This is a genomic window from Streptomyces sp. NPDC004658 (assembly GCF_040609555.1).
Taxonomy (GTDB): Bacteria; Actinomycetota; Actinomycetes; order Streptomycetales; family Streptomycetaceae; genus Streptomyces.
This window is the reverse complement of record NZ_JBEXKG010000251.1, coordinates 1-7,481: the sequence shown is the minus strand read 5'-3', so window position 1 is coordinate 7,481 and position 7,481 is coordinate 1. Positions and strand designations below refer to the sequence as shown.

6 protein-coding genes are annotated in these 7,481 nt (G+C 73.5%); 4 read left to right on the top strand and 2 right to left on the bottom strand.

The annotated features are described in order from the left end of the window. On the bottom strand, window positions 1–421 hold a 421-nt coding region (locus tag ABZV94_RS38885), incomplete at its 3' end, for a septum formation initiator family protein (protein ID WP_356349348.1). A 67-nt stretch (window positions 422–488) separates the two neighbouring features. Beyond that, window positions 489–1,445, bottom strand: a complete 957-nt coding sequence (gene rsmH / locus ABZV94_RS38880; protein WP_356349346.1) for a 16S rRNA (cytosine(1402)-N(4))-methyltransferase RsmH — start codon at window positions 1,443–1,445, stop codon at window positions 489–491. Window positions 1,446–1,801: 356 nt separating this feature from the next. Here rsmH and ABZV94_RS38875 point away from each other — a divergent pair, with 356 nt between their 5' ends. The 4 genes from ABZV94_RS38875 to ABZV94_RS38860 all read left to right on the top strand — a co-directional run. Then, window positions 1,802–2,413 carry a carbonic anhydrase gene (locus ABZV94_RS38875; protein ID WP_356349344.1) on the top strand — a complete coding sequence of 204 codons (612 nt, stop codon included), beginning with the start codon at window positions 1,802–1,804 and terminating at the stop codon, window positions 2,411–2,413. A gap of 245 nt (window positions 2,414–2,658) precedes the next feature. Continuing rightward, on the top strand, window positions 2,659–3,741 hold the full coding sequence (locus tag ABZV94_RS38870) for a MoxR family ATPase (RefSeq protein WP_356349342.1): 1,083 nt from the start codon (window positions 2,659–2,661) through the stop codon (window positions 3,739–3,741). Continuing rightward, window positions 3,741–5,102: a DUF58 domain-containing protein gene (locus ABZV94_RS38865; RefSeq protein ID WP_356349339.1), complete on the top strand. Its 1,362-nt coding sequence runs from the start codon at window positions 3,741–3,743 to the stop codon at window positions 5,100–5,102. Before ABZV94_RS38870 ends, ABZV94_RS38865 begins: the two co-directional genes overlap by 1 nt. Then, the coding region (locus ABZV94_RS38860) for a DUF3488 and transglutaminase-like domain-containing protein (protein WP_356349337.1) at window positions 5,099–7,481 on the top strand (2,383 nt) is incomplete at its 3' end. The genes ABZV94_RS38865 and ABZV94_RS38860, both read left to right, overlap by 4 nt.

Sequence of the window (7,481 nt, the reverse complement as noted above, 5' to 3'; positions counted from 1 at the left end):
CGGCGGGCGGGGTGAGCGGCCCGGGGCCGGCCGGGGCCGTGAGGGCCGCGGGCTCGGGGGCGGCGACGCCGGGGACGCCCTTGACGGAGCCGTCGGGGCCGAGGAAGGCCGGGTCGCCGCCGGGGACCATGCCGAGTTCGCGGGCCCGGCGCTGCAGGGCGTCCGGGGACGAGTAGGCGTCGATGTCCCGCTGGAGGGCCTGTTCCTCGTCGGTGAGGTTCTTCGTCTGCTTCTGCAGGTCGGCGAGTTTGAACGAGCCTTCGCTGAGCGCGGAGTTCAGCACCAGCAGCCCGATGAGGCCGCCGCCGAGGAGCACGACGACGAGCAGGACGAACGGGGTGCGGGCCGCCTGGGCGCGACCGGCCGGGAAGAGCCGGGCGAGCCGGGCGGCCCTCCCCTTCAGCTCGGGTTTCCTGCTCACTGCTCCCCCGGTGCGTGCGGGACACCGCTCCCCCGGTGCGCGGGGGAACCCTTCCGACCCGTCTCGCTCACTCGACGTCCTCCCGGATGCGTTCGGCACCCCGCAGTCTGGCCGGTGCGGCCCGGCGGTTCTCGGCGATCTCTTCCTCGGTGGGAAGTTCGGCACCACGGGTGAGCAGCTTGAGCCGCGGCTGGTACCGCTCGGGCACGACGGGCAGCCCGGGCGGCGCAGTCGACGCGGCCCCGGCCGCGAACACCTGCTTGACGAGCCGGTCTTCGAGCGAGTGGTACGACAGCACGGCGATGCGCCCGCCGACGTCCAGGGCCTTCACGGCGGCCGGGATCGCCCGCTCCAGGACCGACAGTTCGCCGTTGACCTCGATCCGCAGGGCCTGGAAGGTGCGCTTGGCCGGGTTGCCACCGGTGCGCTTGGCGGCCTGCGGCAGCGCGTCCCGGATGAGTTCGACGAGCCGCGCGCTGTTGCTGAACGGCTCCTTCTCGCGCTCCCGGACGATCGCGGCGACGATCCGCTTGGCCTGCTTCTCCTCGCCGTACGCCCGCAGGATCCGCACGAGTTCGCCGGCCGGGTAGGTGTTGAGGACCTCGGCGGCGCTGATCCCGGTCGTCTGGTCCATGCGCATGTCCAGGGGCGCGTCCTGCGCGTAGGCGAAGCCGCGGTCGGCCTCGTCGAGCTGCATGGAGGAGACGCCGAGGTCGAACAGCACACCCTGCACGCGCGCGATGCCGAGCCGGTCCAGCACCTCGGGCAGCTCGTCGTACACGGCGTGCACGAGGGTGGCGCGGTCCCCGTAGGGGGCCAGCCGCTCGCCGGACAGCCGCAGGGCCTCCTTGTCCCGGTCGAGGCCGATCAGCCGCGCCCCGGGGAACCGGCCGAGCAGTGCCTCGCTGTGCCCGCCGAGGCCGAGGGTGCAGTCGACGACCACCGATCCCGGCTGCTCCAGGGCGGGCGCCAGCAGGTCCAGGCACCGCTGGAGCATCACCGGGACGTGTCGACTCTGGCTCAAGGGGGCCTCTCAGGATCCGGCGCAGGATACGCACCGCCGCGGGTCCCCGCCAGCTCGTGAAGGGGCGGCCTGCCGGCGCCGGAAGCGTCAGCCGACCGGGAGCGGGAGGAGGCCGAGCCGTACGTACGCGCCGCGCGCGTGGGGAGACGGTCCGGGCGCATGCCGGGGTCTCCGGGGGTTTCACCAGCAGGAAGAGCCACGCCTCCCGCTTCGCGCCACTTTAGTCCACCCTGTCTCGCGGTCAATCAACCGGCCTGCGCGTCGCGCACCGCGCGCGGACCGGGGAGGTCATTCGAACGGATTCATCCGTCCGGTCGGGTTCGCCCTCCGTGTGGGTTAGCTCACAACATGCCACGATGACGATTTTTGTCCTCTCTCACAGCACGCCGGAACCCGGGGTGACCAGTAACGTCGTCACCATGACGACTTCTGCAGCAGTGCCCACTGGATCCGAAGGCGCCATAGCGGCCGGAGACACCGTGACCGACCGCCTCGTGGAGGCCAACCGGCGGTACGCCGAAGCCTTCACGGACCCCGGCATGGACGCCCGCCCCGTTCTGCACGTCGCGGTGGTCGCGTGCATGGACGCCCGGCTCGACCTGCACAAGGCCCTCGGCCTGCAGCTGGGCGACTGCCACACGATCCGCAACGCGGGCGGTGTGGTCACCGACGACGTCATCCGGTCGCTGACCGTCAGCCAGCGCAAGCTCGGCACCCGCAGCGTCGTGCTCATCCACCACACCGGCTGCGGCATGGAGTCCCTCACGGAGGACTTCCGCACCGAACTGGAGATGGAGGTCGGCCAGCGGCCGTCCTGGGCGGTGGAGTCCTTCCGCGACGTGGACCAGGACGTGCGCCAGTCCATGCAGCGGGTGCGCACCTCGCCGTTCCTGCTGCACACCGACGACGTCCGCGGCTTCGTCTTCGACGTGCGCACCGGTCTGCTGCGCGAGGTCGACCCGGCCTGATCCGGGGTGCCGGCCCGCCGCCCGGAACGCATCCCGCCGTCCCGTATCGAAAATGCGGTCGAAAAGCCGTAAGACCGGCATCGTGCGGGCAGTTGTCCACAGGCGAGTGACACGAATCGGTAACGGCAGCAAGAATGCGGGGTGTGACGTCACGCGGGGCTTCTCCCGCGTGGTGTCCGTGTTTCGGGGTGGGCCGGTCGCGCACGAGAGCGTCGGCCCGGAAAGAACGGGCCGAGGAGGGCCGGGTGACGACCTATGAGGATCCTGCGAGCCATGGGGGTCCCCCCACCCGGGCGTATGCGGGGGTGGGGGAAGATCTGACCGCCACGGTGGAGCGGGTGCGCGGTTCGGTGGAGGGCGTGATCGAGGGCAAGCCCGAGGTCGTGCGGCTCGCGCTGACCGTGCTGCTCGCGGAGGGCCACCTGCTGATCGAGGACGTCCCCGGGGTGGGCAAGACGATGCTCGCCAAGGCGCTGGCGCGGTCCATCGACTGCTCGGTGCGGCGCATCCAGTTCACACCGGACCTGCTGCCCTCGGACATCACGGGCGTGTCGATCTGGGACCAGCAGCGCCGGGACTTCGAGTTCAAGCCGGGCGCCATCTTCGCGCAGATCGTGATCGGCGACGAGATCAACCGCGCCTCCCCCAAGACCCAGTCCGCGCTGCTGGAGTCCATGGAGGAGCGGCAGGTCACCATCGACGGGCAGACGTACGAACTGCCCAGTCCCTTCATGGTGGTGGCCACCCAGAACCCGGTCGAGATGGAGGGCACCTACCCGCTGCCCGAGGCCCAGCGCGACCGCTTCATGGCCCGCGTCTCCGTCGGCTACCCGAGCGTGGAGGCCGAACTGCGGATGCTCGACGTCCACGGCGGGGTCAGCCCGCTGGAGGACCTCCAGCCGGTGGCGCACGCCCACGAGATCGTGAAGCTGATCGAGGCGGTCCGCGGGGTGCACGTCGCCGAGCCGGTCCGCCGCTACGCGGTCGAGCTGGTCGCCGCCACCCGCACCCACCCCGACCTCAGACTCGGCGCCTCCCCGCGCGCGACGCTGCACCTGCTGCGCGCGGCCAAGGCGTCTGCGGCCCTCGCCGGCCGGGAGTACGCGCTGCCGGACGACGTCCAGGCACTCACCGTCGCCGTCCTCGCCCACCGCCTGCTGCCCACCGCCCAGGCCCAGCTGAACCGCCGCACGGCCGAGCAGGTCGTGCTGGAGATCCTCCAGCACACCCCGGTGCCCACCGCCCAGGCCCCCGCGCCGCAGAACGGCTTCGGCGGCCTGGGCCGCAGCGTCCCGGCCTACCCCCAGCAGCCCCCGCGGAGTCTGTGATGACCTCCTGGGGGGCCGGGCCGGCGGAGGCCGACCGCGGGGAGGCGGGCGGCATCCGTACGGCCCTCGCGGGTCTCACCACCCGGGGCCGCTCCTTCCTCGCGGCCGGGATCGCCGCCGCGATCTGCTCGTTCGTCCTGGGCCTGAGCGAGCTGCTGCGGGTCGGCCTGCTGCTCGCCGTACTGCCCCTGATCTGCGCGATCGTGCTGTACCGCACGCGCTACCGGGTGGCCGCGACCCGCCGCCTCGCCCCCGCGCGCGTCCCCGCCGGCAGCGAGGCGCGGGTGCACCTGCGCATGGACAACGTCTCCCGGCTGCCCACCGGCCTGCTGATGCTCCAGGACCGGGTGCCGTACGTCCTCGGGCCCCGGCCCCGCTTCGTGCTGGACCGGGTCGAGCCGGGCGGCCGCCGCGAGGTGTCCTACCGGGTCCGCTCCGACCTGCGGGGCCGCTATCCGCTCGGCCCGCTCCAGCTGCGGCTCACCGACCCCTTCGGCATGTGCGAGCTGACCCGGTCCTTCTCGACGTACGACACCCTGACGGTCATCCCGCGCGTGGAGCCGCTCTCCCCGGTCCGCTTCGGCGGCGAGGCCAAGGGGTACGGCGACGGGCGGCAGCGCTCACTGGCCCTCGCCGGCGAGGACGACGTCATCCCGCGCGGCTACCGCTACGGCGACGACCTGCGCCGGGTGCACTGGCGGTCCACCGCGCGCTACGGCGAGCTGATGGTGCGCCGCGAGGAGCAGCCGCGGCGCTCCCGGTGCACCGTGCTCCTGGACACCCGCGGCGGCGCCTACGAGGGCGCGGGCCCGGACTCGGCCTTCGAGTGGGCCGTCTCCGGAGCCGCCTCCGTGCTGGTGCACATGCTGGAGCGCGGCTTCTCGGTACGGCTGCTGACCGACAGCGGCAGCGCGGTGCCCGGCGAGGGCGCCGACGGGTTCGCGGGCACCGGCCAGGAGACGGCGGACGCGGCCGGGCTGATGATGGACACCCTCGCGGTGATCGACCACTCCGACGGCACCGGGCTGTCCCGGGCGTACGACGTGCTGCGCGGCGGCAACGAGGGGTTGCTGATCGCCTTCCTCGGCGACCTGGACGAGGAGCAGGCCACGACGGTCGCCAAGATGAGCCGGCGCAGCGGAGGCGCCGTCGCCTTCGTGCTGGACCCCGGCACCTGGACCCGGGAGGCGAACGACGTGCCCCGCCCGGGCGACCGGCACGAGGAGCGGCTGCGGATGCTGCGCGAGGCGGGCTGGACGGCGCTGAGCGTGCCGCGCGGCGCCTCGCTGGACGAACTGTGGCGGCAGGCGGACCGGGAGCGCTCCGGTCTGGCCGCCGTGACCGGGGAGGCGCGGGGATGAGCGGGCGGGCACGACTGGCACTGTGCGCGGCGGCGGCCACCCTGATGGCCTCCTGCGCGCTGCTGCCGCTGGTCGCCGAGCCGACCTGGCTCGTGCAGCTGATCCCGCTGGTGGCCATCCAGACCGGGGTGGGCGCGGCGGCCCGGCGGGTCCCGCTGGGCCGGACGCTGACCGTGGCGGTGCAGACACTGGTCACCCTGATGCTGCTGACCCTGGTCTTCGCCCGGGGGCACGCGCTCATCGGGCTGATCCCGGGCCCGGACACCTTCCGGTACTTCGGCGACCTGCTCCAGCAGGGCACGGACGACGTCAGCCGGTACGCGCCACCGGCGCCGGTCACCGACGGCATCAAGCTGATGCTGATCGGCGGCGTGCTGCTGATCGGGCTGCTGGTGGACACGCTCGCGGTGACCCTGCGCAGCGCTGCCCCGGCCGGGCTGCCGCTGCTCGCGCTGTACTCGGTGGCCGCGGGCCTGTCCGGCGGCGGCGCGGGCTGGCTGTGGTTCCTGGTGGCGGCGGCCGGCTACCTGATGCTGCTGCTCGCGGAGGGCCGGGACCGGCTCGCCCAGTGGGGCCGGGTCTTCGGCGGCGCGCCCCGTACCCCGGGCGGCCCGGAGAGCGCCGTGGCGCCGGTGCGCACCGGACGCCGGATCGGCGCGGTGGCGCTCGGTGTGGCCCTGGTGGTGCCGCTCGCCCTGCCCACGATCAACGGCGGCCTGCTGGACGCGGCGGGCACCGGCGTGGGGGTGGGCAGCGGCAACGGGGGCACGATCTCGGCGGTCAACCCGCTGGTGTCGCTGCGCGACAACCTGAACACGAACGACGACCGCCAGGTGCTGACGCTGCGGACGGACACCAACGACATCTCCGACCTGTACCTGCGGATCGTCTCCCTGGACGACTTCGACGGCACCACCTGGAAGCCGGCCCAGCGGCACATCGTCGGTGTGCCGGACAGGCTCCCCACGCCCATCGGCCTGGGCTCGGACGTCGAGAGCGGCAAGGTGACGACGACCGTCACGGCGGCGGACTGGTACGCGCAGGACTGGCTGCCGATGCCGTATCCGCCGAGCGAGGTGAAGGTCAGCGGCCGGTGGCGGTACGAGCCCGTCGGGATGACCCTCGTCGGCGATCGCGGCCAGACCACGCGCGGCGAGACCTACCAGGTGACCAGCCTGGACGTGCGGCCGACGGCGGAGCAGCTGGCCGCCGCGCCCCAACCGCCGGCCGCTCTGCGGCGCGAGTACACCAAGGTGCCGTCCTCGCTGCCGAAGGTGGTGGAACGCACGGCGCGGGAGATCACGGCGGGCGCGAGCAATCACTACGAGGAGGCCGTGAAGCTCCAGGACTGGTTCGCGGTCAACGGGGGCTTCCAGTACGACACCTCCGTGCAGGTGGGCCGCGGCCCCGGCGCGATCGCGAATTTCCTGAAGAAGAAGCAGGGCTTCTGCGTCCACTTCTCCTTCACGATGGCCGCGATGGCCCGCACCCTCGGCATCCCGGCCCGGGTCGCCGTGGGCTTCGCGCCCGGCACCCCGCAGGGCGACGGCACGGTCGCGGTGAACCAGAAGGACGCGCACGCCTGGCCCGAGCTGTACTTCGAGGGCGTGGGCTGGACCCGCTTCGAGCCGACCCCCACCCGGGGCACGACACCGTCGTACACCCAGTCCGACACGCCCGGCAGCTCGCTGCCGGACGAGGCGCTGCCGTCCAAGGGCGCGTCCTCGGCGCCGTCGGCGGAGGCCTCGCCGAGCGAGAGCTGCGCCGGTGAGCTGCGCAGGCTCCAGGCCTGCGGCAGCCCGTCCGCGGCGGCGGCCCCGCACCACGAGGACGGCGGCGGCGGCTGGTGGTGGTGGCCGCTGATCGGGCTGGGCGCGCTGCTGGTCCTGGCGGTTCCGCTGTCGCCGCTGCTGTGGCGGGAACGGATGCGCGGGCGCCGGCTGGGCGGGCACGCCCGGACGGCGGGGGGCGCGGCGGCGCACACCCTGGCGGCCTGGCAGGAGCTGACCGACAGCGCCTGGGACCACGGCATCGTGCCGGACGAGTCGCTGACTCCGCGCAAGGCCGCCGAGCGGATCGTCCGGCTCGGCCATCTCGATCCGGCGACCGGGGCCGCGGTGCACCGGGTGGCGGACGCGGTGGAGCAGGTGCTCTACGCGCCCCGGCCGCGCCCGGCGGCGGGGACGGCGCAGGACGTGCGCCGGGTGACCGAGGGGCTGCGGGCCACGGTGAGCACCGGGACGCGACTGCGGGCACGGTTGCTGCCCCGCTCCTCGGTACGGGTGCCCGGCCGCACGGTGCTGCTGTTCGCGGCGATCCTCCTCCTGCACGGTCTGCTGAACACCTTCGGCGTCCGGATCGTCGCGTTCCTGAACAGCG

Bases quoted from the DNA above. Each gene is read 5' to 3' on its own strand.
- ABZV94_RS38875 (WP_356349344.1), top strand. From the start codon at position 1,802: ATGACGATTTTTGTCCTCTCTCACAGCACGCCGGAACCCGGGGTGACC.
- ABZV94_RS38865 (WP_356349339.1), top strand. From the start codon at position 3,741: ATGACCTCCTGGGGGGCCGGGCCGGCGGAGGCCGACCGCGGGGAGGCG.